The organism is Pedococcus sp. NPDC057267 (genome assembly GCF_042668795.1).
Classification (GTDB): domain Bacteria; phylum Actinomycetota; class Actinomycetes; order Actinomycetales; family Dermatophilaceae; genus Pedococcus.
The window spans coordinates 25,642-44,213 of sequence record NZ_JBHUYG010000023.1 but is presented as its reverse complement, the minus strand read 5'-3'; the positions used below and the strand labels follow the sequence as shown (position 1 = coordinate 44,213).

Sequence of the window (18,572 nt, the reverse complement as noted above, 5' to 3'; positions counted from 1 at the left end):
CCCGGGTCGCGGGTGGGGGCCGTCGGTGGTGGGCCGGTGTCTGGCCGGCCCCGGGGGGTGTGGCTCAGTCGCCGACCTTCTCGGCCGCGGCGACGGTGGCCTTCTTGGTGGCGGAGGCCGTCTTGCGGGCGCTCGTGGCGGCGCGCTTGGCCGAGCTCTTCGTCGTGGCGGCCGACTTCTTCGTGGTCGTCGCGGTGCGCTTGGCGGCGGTGCGGGTGCGGGCCGCGGACTTCTTGACGGTCGCGGTGGCCTCGCCGGCCTCGGTGGCGACCGACTCGGTGACGGCGTCGACGGTGGCGACGGCCTCACGGCGGCCGGTGGTGAGGGTGGCCTTGGCCGAGCGCTGGATCTCGCTGGCGGAACGGCGCACCGTGGTCACGGCGCCCTTGCCGAGGGCGAACGTCGCCTCGGCCTGGGCGAGCAGGTCCTGGGTCGGCTTCTGGGTGCGGACGCGCTTGACGAGCTTCTCGCCGCGGGCGACGACGGTCTCGTACTCCTCCTGGGCCTTGCCGGCCAGGACGAGGCCGCGGTTGAGCGCGAGGGCGGGGATCTCCTTGCCCTGCTCGACGGCGACGGCGGCGCGGGCCTGGGCCTTGGCCTGCAGGGCGGACGGGTCGAGCTCGGCGCCGACGGTGCGGGCCTTGACGCGGGCCTCGCGGACCTTCTCGACGGCGAGGTCGGTCAGGCCGACGACGGCGTACACGGGGGTGCTGTCGGTGACGGTCTTGCGGATGTCGGCAACGCGTGCCATGGGAATCTCCTTCATCAGGGTGTGGTCGTGGTGGGGCGGGAGGCGCTCCGGGGAGCGGCGGACTTCGACGCCGGCTTCCGTGCCGGCTTCGCGGTGGCCGCGGCGGTGCGCCCGGCGGCCGGTCGTGCGGCCCCCTTGGCTGCCGTGGCGGCCTTGTCGGACTTCTGCGCGGCGGCCTTCCTGGTGGCCCGCGTGGCAGACGGCTTCACGGCACCCACGAACGAGTCGTAGATGTCGAGCAGCGCGGCCCTCTGGCGGTCGGTGAGGTTCGGGTCGGCGCCGATGACGGCCCGCGTGTCGAGCGGCTCGGCCTCGTGGCCGTGGCGCTCGTCGAGGATCCCCGCCCGCACGTAGAGCGACTCCGCGGAGACCTCGAGGCCCTTGGCGAGCTGTTGGAGGATCTCGGCGCTGGGCTTCTTCAGGCCCCGCTCGATCTGCGACAGGTAGGGGTTGGAGATCCCGGCCAGCTCGGACAGCTGGCGCAGCGAGAGCCGGGCCGACTGGCGCTGCTCGCGCAGGTAGTCGCCCAGGCTGTTGCCTGCCAGGGGGCCGAGCGGGATCCGGGACATGCCTCCAGTGTGCTTGCTCCAGTTAGCAGATTGCAAACCCGAGACAGCGTGACGGTGACCACACGGTGGCGTCCACCACGCGCACCCCACCCGGTCCAGGAGGGTTCAGGCGGTGGGCGTGCGGCGGTCCTTGACCCCGAGGAGGGCGCGGGCGTCGTCCGTCGACATCGCCGGACGCTGCATGACCTCGGCGAGGTGCGCCGCCCGCTCCACGAGCTGGGAGTTGTGCTCGACCGGCACACCGCGCGCGTAGACCACGTTGTCCTCCATGCCGACGCGCAGGTGGCCACCGGCCGACAGGGCGGCCGCTGCGACGGGCAGGTGCGAGCGCCCGATGCCGGTCGCCGACCACGAGGTCACCTCGGGCGGCAGCATCGCGACGCCGGCCATGAGCGCGGCGGTCGTGCCCGGCATACCGCCCGGCACACCGGTCACGAAGTCGACGTGCACCTTCCCGCCGAAGGGCAGGCCGTGGCGGTCGAGCAGCCGGGCCAGTGCGGCCACGTGGCCGAGGTCGAAGAGCTCGAACTCGGGGACGACCTCGCGCTCCTGCGCCTGCACGTACAGGTCCGACATGAAGCCCCACGGGTTGAGGAACACGTCGTCGCCGAAGTTCGTGGTGCCACAGGTCAGGGAGCACGAGTCGGGCTCGGCGTCGAGCACGGTCAGCCGCTGTTCGAGCGGGTCGTGGACGGAGCCCCCGGTCGACAGCTGCACGACGAGCGACGTCTGCTCGCGCAGCGCCTCGACCGCGGCCGACAGGTAGCCGTGGTCGAGTGTCGGGCGGTGCTCCGCGTCGCGGATGTGCAGGTGGATCATCGCGGCCCCGACCGCCTCGCAGGCCTTGGCCGTCTCGACCAGCTCCTCCAGGGTGGTGGGCAGCTGCGGGACGTCCGCCTTGTCGAGCTCGGCGCCGGTGGGCGCGACCGTGATGAGGGTGCCGGGGGTGGGGGGCATGGCGTCATCATGGCAGCGAGTGCTCGCGTCGGGGTCCCCGGAGGGCCTGCAGCGTGTGGGACACTGAGCACCGCCTGCGCGCAAACGCGCGCAAACCGGGAACGGAGACACCCCCGGGGGACAGAGAGCGAAAGCGGGACCGTGGACCTTCACGACTACTACCGGGTGGTGCGCAAGCGTTGGCGCACGATCGCCGCCTGCACCCTCCTGCTGGTCGCCCTGGCAGCCCTCTTCACGCTGACGAGCCCCAAGACCTACCAGGCCCGCACGCAGCTGTTCGTCTCCACCTCGGGCGGCTCGGACTCCGCCCAGCTGCTCCAGGGCAACACCTTCACCCAGCAGCGGGTGAAGTCCTACGCGGACCTCATCAACACCCCCACCGTCCTGAACCCCGTCATCAAGCAGCTCGGCCTGGGCATGTCGGCAGACGCCCTGGGCGCCAAGATCAGCTCCGACGTGCCGCTCGACACGGTCCTCATCGACGTGCTGGTCACCGACCGCGACCCGGAGCGGGCTGCACAGATCGCGGACGCGGTCAGCAAGCAGTTCAGCAGCACCGTCGGCGAGCTCGAGCGGGTCTCGGACTCGGCACCGAGCCCGGTGAAGGTCTCGGTGGTCCGGCCGGCCGCCGTCCCCGGCGCCCCCATCAGCCCCAACCCGACCCGCAACATCGGCCTCGGGGTGGTGCTCGGGCTCCTCGTCGGCCTCGGGGCGGCCCTGCTCCGCGACACGTTCGACACCTCGGTCAAGAGCGAACGGGACGTCAAGGACGCGACCGACGAGACGGTCCTCGGCGGCATCGCCTTCTCCAACGACGGCGCCAAGCAACCCCTGATCACCCAGTCGGACCCGCACGGCCCCCGTGCGGAGGCGTTCCGCTCCCTGCGCACGAACCTGCAGTTCGTCGACGTGGCCAACCACCCCCGCTCGATCGTCTTCACGTCCTCACTGCCGGGCGAGGGCAAGACCACGACCACGGCCAACCTCGCGATCAGCATGGCCGCGGCCGGGGCCCGCGTCTGTGTCATCGAGGGCGACCTGCGCCGACCCCGCCTGCTGCAGTACATGGGCATGGAGGGCTCGGTCGGCCTCACCAACGTGCTCATCGGCCAGGCCGACCTCGAGGACGTCATCCAGCCCTTCGGCGACACCGGCGTGCAGGTGCTGGGCGCGGGCCAGATCCCGCCCAACCCCAGCGAGCTCCTCGGGTCCGAGACCATGGCACGCGTCCTGCGCCAGCTGGAGCAGATGTTCGACTACGTCGTCATCGACGCGCCCCCGGTCCTGCCCGTCACCGACGCGACGGTGCTGAGCACCATCACGGGCGGCGTCGTCGTGGTGGCGGGGTGCGGCGTGGTGGCCAAGGAGCAGCTCAGCCGGACGATCGCCTCGATCAAGGGCGTCAACGGCAACGTGCTCGGCATCGTCGTCAACCGCATCCCCACCCGGGGTGCCAACGCCGAGACCTACTACTACGGCGAGGGGTACGCCCCGCTGTCGCCGGACCGCAGCCGGCGCGAGCGTTCCCGCGACCGCCAGGGCGTCCGCGTCTGACCGACGCCACGCAGCGAACGAACGGCCCGCCGTCCCCTGGGGAGGCGGGCCGTCGTCATGCGGCAGTCGGAGAGGTCGCGAGCTGCCGGCGAACCGTCACGGGGCGACGACGACCTCCTGCGCGGCGCTGACGCCGGCGACGTCGAGGGTGGCGTCCACCGGGGTGTTCCGCTTGACCAGGGCGAGGCCGATGGGGCCGTCCTCGTGGTGCCGCGCGACCGAGGTGAGGAAGCCGACCTGCTTGCCGTCCAGGCTGACCGCGCTCCCCCGGTCCGGCAGCGTGTGGCCCGAGCCGTCGAGGTGCAGGAACACCAGCCGCCGCGGCGGCCGACCGAGGTTGTGCACCCGAGCGATGGTCTCCTGCCCGCGGTAGCAGCCCTTGTGCAGGTGCACGGCCGTCCGCAGCAGGTCGACCTCGTGCGCGATCGTGCGGTGGTCGGTCTCGAAGCCCAGACGCGGTCGCCAGGCAGCGACGCGCAGCGCCTCGCTGGCCCAGGTGCCGGCGAGGTCGCGGTCGCCCACGGCCCGGGCCAGCTCCGCGCGCGGCACGAGGACCTCACGCCAGCGCCGGCCCCGCGCTGGGTGCCCCTCCACCGGCCCGTATGCCGCGGTGTCGCCCACCAGCCCGGGCCAGGGGTCGCGCCAGGCGAGCGGCTCGCCGGGCCGGGACTCCGACCCGGAGGGCTCCCCCAGCACGGCCCAGTCGGCGGTGACGTCGGCGACCTCGACACGCAGCATGAAGCGCATGGAGTCGAGCCACGCCGCGAGTGCCGCCGAGGTCCCCGGCTCCGTGGTGATCCATGTCGTCGTGCCGTCGTCGACGAGGTGGAGGTCGTGCTCGACGTGGCCCTTCGGACTCAGGACCAGGGCCTCGCGCGAGTCGTGGGGCTCGAGGCCGGTGAGCTGCTGGCTGGTGATCGAGTGCAACCACGAGAGCCGGTCGGGGCCGGTGACGGTCACCACACCACGGTGCGACAGGTCGACGACCGCCAGTCCCTCGGCGAGGAGGCGCTGCTCGCGCACCGGGTTGCCGTAGTGGGCGGCGACGCCGGCGTCGAGGCCCTCGCCCTCCACCGCCCCGGGACGGGACAACAGGGGCGACCGGTGGGCGGGCGCCCCGGTCCGGACGTGTTCTGTCACCGGCTGCACTCTGCACACTCCCCGTGGACGGCCATGTGGGTCACGTCTGCGACAAAGCCGTTGACGGCCAGAACATTCCCGACGAACTCCGTGGCGAACGCCTCGGGGCACTCCTCGACCCGGCCGCAGCGGCGGCACACGAGGTGGATGTGCCCTGCGTGGTCGGCGAGGTGGTAGCTGGGGGCACGGTGGTCCAGGTGCGTGTGCGCCACGACGCCGAGCGACTCCAGCGCCTCCAGCGCCCGGTAGACCGTGGACGCGGCCAGCCGCTGACCCCCGTCGGCGGCGACGAGGGACACGACGCGGTCCGGCGTCACGTGGCCCTCGCGCGTGACGACGTCGAGCACGCGCCGCCGCTGGGAGGTCATCCTCAGGCCCCGGGCGCGCAGCTGCTCTCCGACGTCCTGCACGTCCCCACTGTACGGTCCTGCCCCGGAATGCCCCCCGGGTTACCTACACTGTCCGGGTGCTCGATGAGTTCGAAGACACCAGGCCCACCCCGCCGACCCCCCGCCGCAGGCACCGCGCCCGGCAGGTCGTCGCGGTCCTCGTCGCGCTCGTCGTGCTGGTCGTCGTGGGGGGTGCCGCGGCATACCTCCTCTTCCTGAACCACACCGTCTCGGCCAACGTCAAGCGGGAGGCCCTGCTCCCCACCCCCGGCGTGAGCGGCGCGGACCCGGGTCCCACCCGGAAGCCGGACGCCAAGAACGCCCAGAACATCCTGATCATCGGCTCCGACGCGCGGCCCGGGCTGGCCGGCGCACGGTCGGACGTCATCGTCCTGATGCACGTCTCCAGCGACCGCTCGAAGGTCACGCTGGTCCACTTCCCCCGGGACCTCTACGTCGACGTACCGGGCCACGGCAAGGACAAGATCAACGCCGCGTTCGCCTACGGCGGCGCACCCCTGCTCGTGCGCACGCTGCAGGAGCTGGTCGGCGTGCCGATCGACCACGTGGCGATCAGCAACTTCGAGGGCTTCAAGGCCATGACCGATGCCGTGGGCGGCGTCAACGTGTACGTCGAGGAGCCCAGCAGCGGGCCGAACTACACGTTCCACAAGGGCTTCCAGGAGATGGACGGCGCCGAGGCCCTCGCCTTCGTCCGCGAGCGCAAGGACCTCAGCGAGGGCGACATCTCCCGTGGCCGTCGCCAGCAGGCGTTCATCAAGGCGCTCATGCTCAAGGCGCTGAGCAGGGACGTCCTCACCAATCCCGTCAAGCTGGCGGAGTTCGTCGACGCGGGAACGAAGAACCTCATCGTCGACGACAAGTTCACCGTGGGCGAGATGCGCAGCGAGGCGTTCTCGATGCGCAACCTGCGCGGCCGCGACGTCAGCTTCGTCACCGCGCCGTTCGCCGGGTTCGGCACCTCCCCCGTCGGCGCCTCGATCGACATCCTCGACGAGCCGGGGATGCGCGTGCTGGCGGACGCCCTGCAGAACGACGACATGGCGAGCTACACCGACAAGTCCCTCACACCCTGAGGGTCAGGCGCGCCCGCACCCGGGGACTACGGGGTCGTCCACCCGGTCAGGTCGGCCGCTGAGGTGTGCACCTCGTCACCGACCCGCAACCAGGCCCGGTCGGGGGTGACCGAGAGCGCGATGCTGCCCGGGTCGACCTTCCCCAGGTCGGTGACGACGCAGCCCGCAGCCTTGGTCGGGGACCCGCTGTCGACGACTGCCAGGCCCTTGCACCCGTCGACCGACGGGACGACGAGGTAGGAGCGGCCCGAGCCGTCGATGGCGACGGCGAGCGCGCCCCGTGCCGTCGTGACGGTGCGCCACGACGACCCCGTCCTGCTCGAGAGCAGCGTGCCGTCGCCGCACAGCACCTGGGCGCCGCTGTCGACGACGGCGAGGTCGATGACGTCGGCCGAGCCGCAGGGCTTGCCCCGCTTGCCGGAGGGCAGCCCCACCGTGTCGGTGGCGCGGGGGTCGCGGTACCAGGCGTCGCTCACGCTTCCAACGCCGCCGAACTGGGCGTCCACGGCGCGCGTCTGCTTGATCGCAGGGGCGCAGCCGCCCTTGTCGGCGCCGACGGCGAAGGCCGATCCGTCAGCGCGCACGCGAACGCGGACGAGGACGTCGAAGGGTGCGGACCGGGGCCCCCACGTCCTGCCGCCGTCGGTGGTGAGCTCCAGCGTCGCGCCGCCCTTGTCGCACGAACCCTGCGTGAAGCGCAGCGCCCGCTTGGCGTCGACACCGACGACACCCACGGCGACAGGCACGACGTCCACGGCCGCAGCGGCGCCGCCGTTCGCGCCGGTCGGCGCCGCGCTGCCCGCAGGGCTGGTCGAAGGGCCCGGGGCCGGTGCGGTGGACAGTGCCCCCGACGGGGTGCCGACCGTCTGGCCGCCCCGTGCCACCGGCTGCCGGGTGCTGCTGACCGCCAGGCCGACGAGGGCCACGTCGACGACGAGGAAGGCGGCCAGGGCCACGAGGCCGGCGCGCTCGGTGAGCCGGGCCATCAGGGCCGACCCAGGGCGGCGACGACGGGGGGCAGCGCGCTGTCGATCTCCCGGGCCATCTGCTCGAAGACCTCCGGGCCACGTCGGTAGGGGTCGATGATGTCGGCCTCGGCATCGGACAGGGGCGGTCGCATGCCACGCTGGCCGGCGGCCAGCGCCACGACCCGCTGCACGTGCTCGGAGGCGGACCCGGACGAGGCGTGCAGCTCGGCCGGGTCGATCCCGGCGAGGAGGTCGGCGAACTCGCGGAACGCGAAGACGTAGCGCAGCGCGCGCGGGTGCAGGGTGGCGACCTGGCCGCGGTGCGCGCGGGTGGCGGTCAGCACGAGGTCGGCCGACGCCACGTGCTCGGGCAGCAGCCTGCGGGCCACGAAGCCTGCGGACGGGTAGCCGCGCCGGTCCATGAGCACCCGCGAGCCCTCGTCGACCGGGTTGGCGGCCAGCGCGCCGGTGCCACCGCTGGTCACCTCCACCTCACCGGGCCCCCAGGAGCGGTCGAGCTCGGTCTGGAGGGCACGCTCGAGGTAGGGCGAACGGCACACGTTCCCCGTGCACACGGTGAGGATCCGCGCACGCGTCGTCATCGGTCACCCGACGCGCTTGAGCTCGGCGGAGACGTGGCTCTGCAACGACTGGCCGACGGCAGCCATGTCCATGGCCCAGAGCAGGTTGGAGTTCACGAGGCCGTAGAGCCGGCTGGCGGCGTTGTACTCCTTGGCGTGCGGGCTGCGCAGGACACCGTCGGTCCGCAGCTCGATCTTGGCCGGCTCGGCCTTGCCGTAGTACATCTCGACGATCCCCGTGGGGTGGGTGAGCAGCAGCTCGACCTCGCCGCCCTCGACGGGGCGCCAGAACCCCAGCTCGGTCGCGAGCGGTCGGACCTTCTGCCCCGCGTCGTCGAGCAGCCAGGTCCGGCTGTGCCACTCCAGGAACGGGCGACCGTCGTGGGTCACCTCGATCTCCTGGCCGAAGTTGGCCGACTCGATGGTGGGGTAGCCGACGACACCCGCCCCCTCCCAGCGCCCGATCAGCCAGGCGAGGGGGGCGAGCTCCCGGGGCAGGTCGGGGTCGAGGGTGAACTGCATCAGCGCGGCGTCTTCACCAGGCGGTAGACGACGAAGCCGGCGAACCAGGTCACCACGACGGCCGTGACCACGAGAAGGGCGATGTAGAACGTGTGCACGGGCCAGATCGTAGCCTGTGGGCCATGTCCGAACCGCGAACCCGTCTGGTCGTCAAGGTCACCTCCGGCGTCGAGGCCCTCGAACGGCTCAACCAGGCGTTCACCGTGGCCGCCACCGCGGCCGCCAGCGGGGCGGCGGTCAGCCTCTGGCTGACCGGGGAGGCGACGTGGCTGGCGGTGCCGGGGCGGGCGGAGGCGGTGACCCTGCCGTATGCCGCAGAGCTGGCCGAGCTGCGCGATGCCGTGCTCGCGGCCGGCTCGCTGACGGTCTGCGGCCAGTGCGCGGCCCGGCGGGGGCTGGAGGTGGCCGACCTCGTCGACGGCACCTCGATCCGGGGCGCCGCCGCCTTCGTCGAGGAGGTCCTGGCGGCGGACACCCAGGCGCTCGTCTACTGACCTCGGCGTCACCACCCCGGTCTGCGGGCCCGGCTCTCCTCAGCCGGAGAAGACCGGGGACGTCACGACGCTGAAGGCGATGACACCGACGAGCAGCGAGGCGGCCAGTGCGGACGCGAGCTGCGCCCGGGGCAGGGGGGCAGCGGGCAGGGGGGCGAGCACCCGGCGCGCCGCATGGGAGATCGCGGCGGCGAGCAGGCCGAGCAGGGCGCCCGAGCCCGCGGTCGGCTCCCCGGCCACGAGCGCGACGAGGAGCGCGGCCAGGCCGCCGGCGAACATGGAGATGAACAGCGCCCACTGCCGCAGGCGAGGCACCGAGATGAGGGGGTCCGCGAGGACACCGACCGCGAGTCCCGCCATCGCGGCGGCGAGGCCGTGCTCGCCGTAGAGGTACTGCGGGATGGGCGCGAAGGCAGCGCCCGAGGCGATGATCGCCAGCCCCGCCACGGTCGAGGCGATGGACTCGGTCAGCCGTGGGCGGCCGTCCCGGCGCAGCAGCTGGTGGGCGAACGCGGCGAGCACGGCCACGGCCATCGCCGCGGGCATCCACTTCAGGTACGGCTCGTCGCTGGTCAGGAGCACGGCGGCCGAGCTGAGCGCCACGCCGGCAGACAGGACGGTGGTGGTGCCCCGGGGGCTCGGCAGACCCAGCAGCACGGGCCAGCCCCAAGCCAGCACGAAACCCCCGAGTGCCACGGCGAGCGCCACGAACCGGGGGCTGGCGTAGCCCGTGAGGGCCACCAGTACGGCGAACGCGATGGTGGCGAGGATCGAGACGGGGCGCACGGCCAGCGCCCGCTTGGGCAGGTCGGACCGCGACGCCCCCGCCACCGCCCGCCGCTCGCGACGGGTCAGCGGCAGGACCGGCGCGGACTCCTGCTCAGGCACCTCGGACACAGCCCGCATCCTCCCATCACCCCCCGGCGAACGGGGGCAGGACCTCGACGACGGCTCCCGCGGGCAGGACGTCGGACCGCTGGGCGGCCCGGCCGTCGAGCAGCAGGCTGCTGACGGCCGCCACGGGGGCCAGGCCCGGACGCAGCGCCGTGGCCGCCTCCAGCGCGTCGCCCACGGTCACGCAGCCGCTGACGACGTCGCAGTCCGCGCCGGCGGCCGCACGGGCACCCGCCCAGTAGCGGACGGTGACGGACTGCTGGTCCTGCTCGGACGGCATACCTGCTCCTCTCTGGTGAGACAACGATCTCACCATGCGTACCGCACCCCGGCCACATCGGCCTGCCCGTACCATCGGCAGGGATGGCCCGACTGCTGCTCCTCACCAACGCGCTGGCACCCAGCGCGGACGTGCTGCCGGCCCTGGGGCTCCTGACCCACCAGGTGCGGGTGATCCCGGCCGAGCCGACCGCGCTGGTCGATGCTCCCCCCGCCGACGCGGTGCTGCTCGACGCCCGCCGTGACCTGGCCGTGGCGCGGTCGCTGTGCCGGGTGCTGCGTGCCAGCGGCATGTCCGTGCCGCTGCTCGCGATCCTCACCGAAGGTGGGCTCGCCGGCATCACGGCCGAGTGGGGCGTCGACGACGTGCTGCTCGAGTCCGCCGGCCCGGCCGAGGTCGAGGCGCGGCTGCGCCTGGCCGTGGGCCGCATCGCCGAGGCGCAGGAGCCCGAGGAGGTGCAGATCACCTCGGGTGACGTCACGATCGACGAGGCCACGTACTCGGCCCGCGTGAAGGGCCGCCTGCTCGACCTGACCTACAAGGAGTTCGAGCTCCTGAAGTACCTCGCCCAGCACCCGGGCCGCGTGTTCTCCCGCGCCCAGCTGCTGCAGGAGGTGTGGGGGTACGACTACTACGGGGGCACCCGCACCGTGGACGTCCACGTCCGGCGCCTGCGGGCCAAGCTCGGGTCGGAGTACGAGGTCCTCATCGGGACCGTGCGCAACGTCGGCTACCGGTTCGTGCCCGCCGAGGACATCGCGGCCGACGCCTGACGCCGACACGTGCGCGGACGGCGCCCCACCCGCTCTCGGGTGGGGCGCCGTCGCCGTCGGCCGGGGCGCGAGGCCCCCGTCTCAGTTGGCCGTGATCCGGGTCAGCGGACCCGGGGTGTAGGGCGAGCTCGCCGACAGGTAGTTGGCGAACGCGTCGATGTCCAGGCCGCCGTAGTAGACGTTCGTCCCCTTGGCCATGGTCGGGAAGTTGTCCCCGCCGCCCTGGAGGAAGTTGTTCGTCACGATGCGGTAGGTCTGGGTGTCGACGAGCGGCTGCCCCTTGAGCGTCACCGTCCCGAGCGTGGTGCCCGAGTAGGTGTAGTTGAAGTCCTTGTTGACCTGCAAGATCTTCTTGCCGCTGCCCGAGTTGGCCCCGCTCCACTGCTCGGTGAGCAGCTGCTTGACCTGGGCGCCGGTGAGGTCGAGCGACACGAGGTAGTTGTTGAACGGCTGGACCGTGAACGCCTCCTCGAAGGTGACGTCACCGGGGGCCTCGCCGTACGGGCTGTTGGCGTAGGTGAGGTCGGCGCGGATGCCGCCGGGGTTCATGAACGCGATGTCCGGGGTCTTGCCCGCGGTCACCACCGACGGGTCGGCGAGCTGCGCGTCGGCGATGAGGTCACCGAGCTGGGACTCGCCACCGGCGTTGCCCGTGCGGGTCACGTCGGTCGTGATGTGCCCGAGCACGCGGCTCGCGATCGGGCGGGCCAGGGCCGAGTAGTCGCTGATGATCTTGGTCTCGGCCGGGTCCTTCGGGACGTCACGGGTGACGACCATGTTGGCGCTCTGCACGGACGTGCGGACGATGTCCTGGGTCCGCCGGTCGTAGGTGAGCTCGGTGTCGGTGAACAGGCGGCCGAACGACGACGCCGAGGTGACCATGCGCGGCTGGCCGGCCGGGTCCTTGATGTCGCACACGTACGGCTGGTGGGTGTGGCCGGACACGATCATGTCGATGGCCGGGTCGAGGCCCTTGGCGATCGGGATGATCGGGCTGTCGGCGGCGAGGCTGCCGCCCTTGGCGCACGTGTAGTCGTAGGTCGGGTTGACCTTGTACGGGTTGTTGTTCGCGTCGTACCAGGTCTCCTGGTTCGGCGTCCCGCCCTGGTGGATGAGCACGACGATGGCGTTGACGCCCTGCGCGCGCAGGACCGGCACGAGCGCGTTGGCGGTGGCGACCTCGTCCTTGAACTGCAGGCCCGCGACGCCGGCGGCCGTGACGATGGACGGGGTGTCCTTGAGCGTCATGCCGATGAAGCCGATCTTGGCGCCCTTGATGTTCTTGATCGTGTAGGGAGGCAGGATCGTCTTGTTGGTGCCCGCGTAGACGACGTTCGCGGCGAGGTAGTCGAAGTTCGCGCCCGTGAACGTCTTGCCACCGGGGCAGGAGTCCTGGTTGTTCGCGCCGGCGCCGTCGTCGAGGCAGCCGCCGTTCGCCATCCGCTGGAGCTCCTTGTAGCCCTCGTCGAACTCGTGGTTGCCCACGGCGCTCGCGTCGAGCCCGAGCGCGTTCATGGCCTCGATGGTCGGCTCGTCGTGGAACGCGGCGGACAGGAAGGGCGAGGCGCCGATGAGGTCGCCGGCGGCGACGGTCAGCGAGTACGGGTGACCCTGCCTGGCCTGCTTCAGGTGCGTGGCGAGGTACTCCACGCCCCCGGCGTCCTTCGTGACGTCGACGGCGATGGGGTTGCCGGCCTTGTCCGTGCCGAGCGTGTGCCCGGTGACGATGCGGCCGCTCGAGCCCGACGGCGGCTGCAGGTTGCCGTGGAAGTCGTTGAACGACAGCAGCTGGATGTCCATGGTCGGGCCGTTCGCGGCAGCCGTGGAGCTGCCCCCGGTCATGGCCAGGCCGGCGGCAGCCATGGCGGCCACGGCGACGACTCCCGACAGGCGTCGGGTGCGCAGAGAGGTCATGTGTGCGTCCTTGTGCGGAGGAGGGACCCGGCAGGTGGGCCGGTCCCGTGCACGCTAACGGCACCCTGCGCGTTAGGGAAGATGCAGGAGGCGGCGTGGTCCAATGCTCTCCGTGCCGTCACCTCGAGTCCGTCCCACCGATGCCCTGACCCCCCATGAGCGCGACGCCGTCCGCTCCCTCGCCGCGCGCGCGACGCAGGCCGACGGCGTGGGCGCCCTGTCGGAGCAGACCTTGTTCGACCTCGCCGCCGGCCCCGGCCGTGTGCGCCACCTGCTCGCGTATGCCGGGGACCAGCTGGCGGGGTACGCCCAGCTCGCCGGCGACGACGGGGAGGCCGGCGAAGGCGACGGGGACCCCGGCGGGGCCAGCGGCGGCGACGAGGGCCCCTCGGGCGAGCTCGTCGTGGACCCGGGCCACCGGCGTACGGGCATCGGTCGGGCGCTGCTCGAGGCGGTGCTGGCCGAAGCGGGCGAGGCGCGCCTCTGGGCCCACGGGAACCTCCCGGCCGCCCGCGCCCTCGCGGCAGCGGCCGGCCTCGAGCCGGTCCGCGAGCTGCACAAGATGTCCCGCCCCCTCAGCCAGGACGACGCCACGTCGCCCGCCACCACGCTCCCGGCCGGCTACACCGCGCGGGCGTTCGAGCCGGGAAGGGACGAGGAGGCGTGGCTGGCCACGAACGCCGCGGCGTTCGCCCACCACCCCGAGCAGGGCCGGATGACGCTGGCCGACCTGCACGACCGGATGGCGCAGGACTGGTTCGACCCCGCGGGGTTCATCCTCGTGGGCACCGCCGAGGCTCCCGACGCGGTCGCTGCGTTCCACTGGACCAAGGTCGACCCCGAGCAGCGGTCGACGCTCGAGCCCGGAGCGACGGCCGGCGAGGTGTACGTCGTGGGCGTGCACCCCGAGCACCAGGGCCGCGGCCTGGGCAAGCCGGTCACGGCCCTCGGCCTGGCACACCTGGCCAGGCTGGGCCTCCCGGAGGTCGTCCTCTACGTGGACGGCGACAACGCGGCGGCGATACGCACCTACACGGGACTGGGATTCCGCAGCATCATGGTCGACGTGATGTATTCGCGTCCCGTTCACCGCCCCCTGTGAGGATGACCGCATGAGCGTGACCACCGAGGCCGACGACGCCGACACCTTCGACACCGACGAGTCCGGCCACGAGGTGTCGATCGCGAGCGCGCAGCCGCGTGCCGCGAACGGCCGGTTCATGCGGGTCGTGCAGTCGGCCGGGTGGCAGGACGACAGCGGGCTGCCGGCCGACCGGTTCCTCGACCGCGAGATCTCCTGGCTGCAGTTCAACGAGCGCGTGCTGCAGATGGCCGCCGACGAGACGGTCCCGCTGCTGGAGCGGGCCCGGTTCCTCGCCATCTTCACGTCGAACCTCGACGAGTTCTTCATGGTCCGGGTGGCCGGCCTCAAGCGCCGCATCGCCACCGGGCTCGCGGTGCGCTCCGCATCCGGGCTGGAGCCGCGGGAGGTGCTCGAGCAGATCTCGTTGGTCGCGCACGAGCTGCAGGCGATGCAGACGGCCGTCTACAAGGACAAGGTGCAGCCGGCCCTCGAGGAGGAGGGCATCTCGATCGTCCGCTGGGACGAGCTCAGCGACGACGAGCGCGCGCTGCAGTCCGAGCAGTTCACCGAGCAGGTCTTCCCCGTCCTCACCCCGCTGGCCGTCGACCCGGCGCACCCGTTCCCCTACATCTCGGGGCTGTCGCTCAACCTCGCCGTCGTCCTGGTGAACCCCAAGACGGGCAAGGAGCACTTCGCCCGGGTCAAGGTGCCGCCGCTGCTGCCCCGGCTTCTGCACATCGAGCCCGAGGCCGGCGAGCCCGTGACCGCCGACCTCTTCCACACCCGGTTCGTCCCGCTCGAGGACGTCATCGCCGCCCACCTCGACATGCTCTTCCCGGGCATGGAGGTGCAGGAGCACTTCACCTTCCGCGTCACCCGCAACGAGGACCTCGAGGTCGAGGAGGACGACGCCGAGAACCTCCTTGCCGCGCTCGAGAAGGAGCTCACCCGGCGCCGGTTCGGCCCGCCCGTGCGCCTCGAGGTCGACGAGCTCATCGACGACCACGTCCTCGACATGCTCGTGCGCGAGCTCGGCGTGAGCGAGAGCGAGGTGTACCGGCTCCCGGCCCCGCTGGACCTGCGCAGCCTCAACCTCGTCGCCGACCTCGAGCGGTCCGACCTGCGGTACCCGCCGTTCCGGGGGATGTCGCACCCGGACCTCGCCCCGGCAGAGAGCTCGAAGGCGTCGGACATCCTCCCGGTCGTCCGCGACAAGGACGTCCTGCTGCAGCACCCCTACGACTCGTTCTCGACGTCGGTGCAGGCCTTCATCGAGCAGGCTGCCGCCGACCCGCACGTGCTCGCCATCAAGCAGACCCTCTACCGCACGAGCGGCGACTCGCCCATCGTCGACGCGCTCATCGACGCGGCGGAGGCGGGCAAGCAGGTGCTGGCCATCGTGGAGATCAAGGCCCGCTTCGACGAGCAGAACAACATCTCCTGGGCCCGCAAGCTCGAGCACGCCGGCGTCCACGTGGTCTACGGCATCGTCGGCCTCAAGACCCACGCCAAGCTGTGCATGGTCGTGCGGCAGGAGAGCGACGGCGGCCTGCGCCGCTACTGCCACATCGGCACCGGCAACTACAACGGCAAGACCGCCCGGCTCTACGAGGACTTCGGGCTGCTCACCTCCGACCCGCAGGTCGGTGACGACCTGGCCAGGCTGTTCAACCAGCTTTCCGGGTTCGCGCCGCGCAGCAAGTTCAAGCGGCTGCTCGTCGCCCCCCGGTCGATCCGCAGCGGGCTCGTCGAGCGGATCGAGGCCGAGATCGAGCACGTCAAGGCCGGCCGGCCCGGCCTGGTCCAGATCAAGGTGAACTCGATCGTCGACGAGCAGGTCATCGACGCGCTCTACCGGGCGTCCATGGCCGGCGTGCACGTCGACGTCTGGGTGCGCGGGATCTGCGCTCTGCGGCCCGGGGTCGAGGGGCTGTCCGAGAACATCGAGGTGCACTCGGTGCTCGGCCGCTTCCTCGAGCACTCCCGCGTCTTCCACTTCGGGGGCGGTGGCGAGCCGGAGGTGTGGATCGGCAGCGCCGACATGATGCACCGCAACCTCGACCGCCGGGTCGAGGCACTGGTCCGCATCGCCGAGCCCCGGCACGTCGAGGACCTGCGCTGGCTGCTGGCGCGTGGCATGAGCGACGAGTACGCCCACTGGCGCCTCGGGTCCGACGGCCGGTGGACCCGCGTCAACACCGGACCCGACGGCGAGCCGCTGCTCGACCTGCAGGCCACGCTGATCGAGCAGCACACCAAGCGCCGCCGCAAGGCCCGCCGCCGTTGAGCGCCCCCATCCCGGCCGCCGGGACGCTGCCCTGGCGACGTCGACGCGGCCAGCTCGAGGTCGCCCTCGTGCACCGGCCCAAGTACGACGACTGGTCGTGGGCCAAGGGCAAGCTCGACCCGGGCGAGCCCTGGCCGGTGGCGGCGGTGCGCGAGACCGCGGAGGAGACCTCGCTCGAGGTGGGCCTCGGGCGACCACTGCCCGGCGCCACGTACACCGTGCTCGACGGTGACGGGCAGCCCGCCACCAAGGAGGTGCGCTACTGGGCCGCCGAGGCCACGCGGCCGCCGGGGCCGCTCACCAACGAGGTGGACGAGGTCCGCTGGCTCGACGTCGTCGCCGCCTCGGACCGGCTCGACTACGCCCGCGACCGCGACCAGCTGCGTGCCCTGGTGCGGGCCGACAAGGCCGGCACCCTGACCACCTGGCCGCTCGCACTGGTGCGGCACGCGCACGCCGTCGGGCGCGGCTCCTGGACCGGGCAGGACCCGCTGCGCCCCCTCAGCCCTGCGGGACGCGACCGGGCCGCGCAGCTGGCGGCCCTGCTCGCGGCATACGCGGTGCGCCGGCTCGTCAGCTCACCGTCGGTGCGCTGCACCGACACGGTGCGCCCGTATGCCGCGCTGCGCGGCATACCGCTGCGCACCAAGGACGGGCTCAGCGAGGAGGGCTACGAGGCCGACCCGACCCGAGCAGGGCGGCACCTCGAGCGGCTGCTCGAGCGCGGCGTGCCGTCGGCCCTGTGCAGCCACGGCCCGGTGCTCCCCGACCTGCTGGCCCGCCTGCGCGAGCGCGTCGACGCCACCGAACCGGACGCCGGCGCCACCGGCGAGGCGCTGGGCCGGGCCGCTGCCGAGAAGATGGCCAAGGGTGAGGTGCTGGTCGTCCACCTCGCCGGCACAGGGGTCGGCGCCCAGGTCGTCGCCGTCGAGCGGCACCTGCCCTGACCTGCGGTTTCGTCCGGGACCTGACCGAATCCTGACCCTCCGTTCACCCGGCCGTCGGGTGGCCGTGCTGGGGCCGCCGTCCAGAGTCTGGGTGTTGTTCACCGTCCGTTCACCTACGACGGGCCGCCGCGTCACCAACCCTCCCTACCTTCAGGGTCGTCGGGCAGTGCGCCCGCCCCGAGTTTCCCCTGTGGAGAGGTTTGAACACCGTGAAGATCCAGCGTCTCGGCCTCGTGGCCAGCGTGGCCCTGGTCGGCTCCATCGCGCTGTCCGCGTGCGGCTCCGACAACAACACCGGCTCCGGCGCCAGCGCCTCCGGCTCGTCGTCGTCCTCCTCGGGCGCCGCGTCGGCCGACTGCCCCCAGGGCGGCGGCACGCTCAACGCCGAGGGCTCGTCCGCCCAGAAGAACGCGATCGAGGAGGCCATCTCGAGCTTCCAGGACGCCTGCTCGGGCACGACGGTCAACTACAACCCGACCGGCTCCGGCGCCGGCATCAAGCAGTTCATCGCCGGCCAGGTCGACTTCGCCGGCTCCGACTCGGCGCTCAAGACCAAGCCGAAGGACGGCAAGATCGAGGCCGACGAGGCCGCCAAGTACTGCGGGTCGCCCGCCTGGAACCTGCCGATGGTGACCGGCCCGATCGCGATCTCGTACAACCTCAAGGGCGTCGACAAGCTCGTCCTGACGCCGGCCGTCGCCGCGCAGATCTTCACCGGCAAGATCACCTCCTGGAACGACAAGGCGATCGCCGCCGTCAACCCCGGCGTCACCCTGCCGAACGAGCCGGTCAAGGTCTTCTTCCGCTCCGACGAGTCGGGCACGACCGAGAACTTCACCAAGTACCTCAACGCCGCCGCCCCCAAGGACTGGCCGGCCGAGCCGGGCAAGACCTGGACCGGCAAGGGTGAGGGCAAGCCGAAGTCCGACGGTGTCGCGAACGCGGTCAAGTCGACCGAGGGCGGCATCACCTACGCCGAGTGGTCCTACGCCAAGGACAACAAGCTCGGCATCGCGCAGATCGACAACGGCGGCGGCGCCGTCGAGCTCACCGGCGAGTCCGTGGGCAAGGCCGTGGCGGCCGCCAAGCAGGACGGCCAGGGCAACGACCTGCGCCTCAAGCTCGACTACGCCACCAAGGAGGCCGGTGCGTACCCGATCCTCCTCGTCACCTACGAGATCGTCTGCTCCAAGGGCAAGGACCCGAAGAAGACCGCGCTGACCAAGGCCTTCCTCAAGCACTTCGCCGACAAGCAGACCCAGCAGTCCCTCGAGGAGATCGGCTACGCGCCGCTCCCCGACGAGGTGCAGTCCAAGGTCGAGGCCGCGATCTCCGCGCTGTCCTGACCGACCGGGTGCCGCGGGGCCGACC

The 18,572-nt window shown here is 72.2% G+C and carries 19 protein-coding genes; 8 read left to right on the top strand and 11 right to left on the bottom strand.

What is annotated here, in order from left to right:
* Positions 1–64 precede the first annotated feature (64 nt).
* The 3 genes from ACFUC1_RS07445 to ACFUC1_RS07435 all read right to left on the bottom strand — a co-directional run bounded on the left by ACFUC1_RS07445 (position 65) and on the right by ACFUC1_RS07435 (position 2,277).
* Positions 65–751 (bottom strand): hypothetical protein, encoded by a 687-nt coding sequence (locus tag ACFUC1_RS07445; RefSeq protein WP_379118204.1) that lies wholly within the window; start codon positions 749–751, stop codon positions 65–67.
* 14 nt (positions 752–765) lie between these two features.
* Positions 766–1,320 (bottom strand): helix-turn-helix domain-containing protein, encoded by a 555-nt coding sequence (locus ACFUC1_RS07440; protein WP_379118202.1) that lies wholly within the window; start codon positions 1,318–1,320, stop codon positions 766–768.
* A 105-nt stretch (positions 1,321–1,425) separates the two neighbouring features.
* On the bottom strand, positions 1,426–2,277 hold the full coding sequence (locus tag ACFUC1_RS07435) for a 3-keto-5-aminohexanoate cleavage protein (RefSeq protein WP_379118200.1): 852 nt from the start codon (positions 2,275–2,277) through the stop codon (positions 1,426–1,428).
* Between the two features lie 141 nt (positions 2,278–2,418).
* Between ACFUC1_RS07435 and ACFUC1_RS07430 the strand changes: the two genes are divergently transcribed.
* On the top strand, positions 2,419–3,831 hold the full coding sequence (locus tag ACFUC1_RS07430; RefSeq protein WP_379118198.1) for a polysaccharide biosynthesis tyrosine autokinase: 1,413 nt from the start codon (positions 2,419–2,421) through the stop codon (positions 3,829–3,831).
* Positions 3,832–3,927: 96 nt separating this feature from the next.
* On the opposite strand, the gene ACFUC1_RS07425 is transcribed toward ACFUC1_RS07430, so the two are convergent.
* Positions 3,928–4,971 carry a YgfZ/GcvT domain-containing protein gene (locus ACFUC1_RS07425; protein WP_379118196.1) on the bottom strand — a complete coding sequence of 348 codons (1,044 nt, stop codon included), beginning with the start codon at positions 4,969–4,971 and terminating at the stop codon, positions 3,928–3,930.
* A complete protein-coding gene (locus ACFUC1_RS07420) occupies positions 4,968–5,381 on the bottom strand; it encodes a Fur family transcriptional regulator (protein WP_379118194.1) in 414 nt (137 codons plus the stop codon). Before ACFUC1_RS07420 ends, ACFUC1_RS07425 begins: the two co-directional genes overlap by 4 nt.
* A gap of 56 nt (positions 5,382–5,437) precedes the next feature.
* Between ACFUC1_RS07420 and ACFUC1_RS07415 the strand changes: the two genes are divergently transcribed.
* Positions 5,438–6,457: an LCP family protein gene (locus ACFUC1_RS07415; RefSeq protein ID WP_379118192.1), complete on the top strand. Its 1,020-nt coding sequence runs from the start codon at positions 5,438–5,440 to the stop codon at positions 6,455–6,457.
* Between the two features lie 26 nt (positions 6,458–6,483).
* Here ACFUC1_RS07415 and ACFUC1_RS07410 read toward each other — a convergent pair whose 3' ends face one another.
* The 3 genes from ACFUC1_RS07410 to ACFUC1_RS07400 are packed head-to-tail and all read right to left on the bottom strand — an operon-like array spanning position 6,484 to position 8,528.
* Positions 6,484–7,443, bottom strand: a complete 960-nt coding sequence (locus ACFUC1_RS07410) for a hypothetical protein (protein ID WP_379118189.1) — start codon at positions 7,441–7,443, stop codon at positions 6,484–6,486.
* Positions 7,443–8,027: a low molecular weight phosphatase family protein gene (locus tag ACFUC1_RS07405; RefSeq protein ID WP_379118187.1), complete on the bottom strand. Its 585-nt coding sequence runs from the start codon at positions 8,025–8,027 to the stop codon at positions 7,443–7,445. Before ACFUC1_RS07405 ends, ACFUC1_RS07410 begins: the two co-directional genes overlap by 1 nt.
* Positions 8,028–8,030: 3 nt before the next feature.
* Positions 8,031–8,528, bottom strand: a complete 498-nt coding sequence (locus ACFUC1_RS07400; RefSeq protein WP_379118185.1) for an FABP family protein — start codon at positions 8,526–8,528, stop codon at positions 8,031–8,033.
* A gap of 122 nt (positions 8,529–8,650) precedes the next feature.
* Here ACFUC1_RS07400 and ACFUC1_RS07395 point away from each other — a divergent pair, with 122 nt between their 5' ends.
* Positions 8,651–9,022 (top strand): DsrE family protein, encoded by a 372-nt coding sequence (locus ACFUC1_RS07395; protein WP_379118183.1) that lies wholly within the window; start codon positions 8,651–8,653, stop codon positions 9,020–9,022.
* 39 nt (positions 9,023–9,061) lie between these two features.
* Here the strand turns inward: ACFUC1_RS07395 and ACFUC1_RS07390 are convergent, their stop codons facing one another.
* Positions 9,062–9,919: a hypothetical protein gene (locus ACFUC1_RS07390; RefSeq protein WP_379118181.1), complete on the bottom strand. Its 858-nt coding sequence runs from the start codon at positions 9,917–9,919 to the stop codon at positions 9,062–9,064.
* A gap of 16 nt (positions 9,920–9,935) precedes the next feature.
* Positions 9,936–10,196 carry a MoaD/ThiS family protein gene (locus ACFUC1_RS07385; RefSeq protein WP_379118180.1) on the bottom strand — a complete coding sequence of 87 codons (261 nt, stop codon included), beginning with the start codon at positions 10,194–10,196 and terminating at the stop codon, positions 9,936–9,938.
* 83 nt (positions 10,197–10,279) lie between these two features.
* Here ACFUC1_RS07385 and ACFUC1_RS07380 point away from each other — a divergent pair, with 83 nt between their 5' ends.
* The gene (locus ACFUC1_RS07380) at positions 10,280–10,969 is read left to right on the top strand and encodes a winged-helix domain-containing protein (protein ID WP_379118179.1); all 690 of its coding nucleotides are present in this window, start codon (positions 10,280–10,282) and stop codon (positions 10,967–10,969) included.
* 81 nt (positions 10,970–11,050) lie between these two features.
* Here the strand turns inward: ACFUC1_RS07380 and ACFUC1_RS07375 are convergent, their stop codons facing one another.
* Entirely contained in the window at positions 11,051–12,883 is a 1,833-nt protein-coding gene (locus ACFUC1_RS07375) for a bifunctional metallophosphatase/5'-nucleotidase (RefSeq protein WP_379118178.1), read from the bottom strand.
* Between the two features lie 103 nt (positions 12,884–12,986).
* Between ACFUC1_RS07375 and mshD the strand changes: the two genes are divergently transcribed.
* The 4 genes from mshD to pstS all read left to right on the top strand — a co-directional run bounded on the left by mshD (position 12,987) and on the right by pstS (position 18,547).
* A complete protein-coding gene (mshD, locus tag ACFUC1_RS07370; protein ID WP_379118177.1) occupies positions 12,987–13,985 on the top strand; it encodes a mycothiol synthase in 999 nt (332 codons plus the stop codon).
* 10 nt (positions 13,986–13,995) lie between these two features.
* Positions 13,996–16,254, top strand: a complete 2,259-nt coding sequence (locus ACFUC1_RS07365) for an RNA degradosome polyphosphate kinase (RefSeq protein ID WP_379118176.1) — start codon at positions 13,996–13,998, stop codon at positions 16,252–16,254.
* Positions 16,251–17,201: an NUDIX domain-containing protein gene (locus ACFUC1_RS07360; protein WP_379118175.1), complete on the top strand. Its 951-nt coding sequence runs from the start codon at positions 16,251–16,253 to the stop codon at positions 17,199–17,201. The genes ACFUC1_RS07365 and ACFUC1_RS07360 overlap by 4 nt, the downstream gene beginning before the upstream one ends.
* A 209-nt stretch (positions 17,202–17,410) precedes the next feature.
* Complete coding sequence (gene pstS / locus ACFUC1_RS07355) at positions 17,411–18,547, top strand: phosphate ABC transporter substrate-binding protein PstS (RefSeq protein WP_379118174.1); 1,137 nt, start codon at positions 17,411–17,413, stop codon at positions 18,545–18,547.
* Positions 18,548–18,572: the final 25 nt, after the last annotated feature.